Annotated in this window: 1 protein-coding gene; it reads left to right on the forward strand. The window is 54.7% G+C overall.

Translation table 11 applies throughout. The features are described 5' to 3' along the window. Positions 1 to 572, forward strand: a 572-nt coding sequence (locus tag H5154_RS24320; protein WP_182719769.1) for an Ig-like domain-containing protein, incomplete at both ends; no start/stop codon positions are given.

The following is a 572-nucleotide window of genomic DNA, read 5'->3' on the forward strand; positions in this document are numbered from 1 at the left end:
ACCGCCAGCGTCACTGGGATCATTGATACCACCATGCCGGATATCAGTATTAATCCGCCAGCCGACAGTAACGATACCACGCCTACCATCAGTGGCACCGCCAGTGCGCCACAGGGCAGCATAGTTACGCTGGTGTTTAATGATGCCGCGGGTAATTCACACACAGTCACTACGCAAATGACACCATCAGGCACATGGTCAGTGCCGGCGCTGGATGCATTAGCAGAAGGCACTTATACGGTTACTGCAAGTGTATCAGATCAAGCGGGGAACCCAGCCAGTGCGAGTGTGAACGGGTTAGTTGATGTCACCGCGCCGGTTATTAGCGTGAATGCGCTGGCAGATAGCAGTGATGTTACTCCGCTCATCAGTGGCCAAAGCAGTGGGGTGCCAGCGGGTACGCAAGTGAACGTTACAATCATCGCGGCCAATGGCGCAGTACAAAGTGCGACAGCAACAACGGATGGCGCAGGCAATTGGTCCGTGGAGGCCAGTAATGCGATTATCGAAGGCGAGTACACAGTCAATGTCAGTGTGACAGACTCCGCAGGCAATACCGGCACCGATAGCGA

The sequence above is a fragment of the Pseudoalteromonas sp. SR44-5 genome (assembly GCF_014163675.1).
In the GTDB taxonomy this organism is placed as follows: domain Bacteria; phylum Pseudomonadota; class Gammaproteobacteria; order Enterobacterales; family Alteromonadaceae; genus Pseudoalteromonas; species Pseudoalteromonas rhizosphaerae.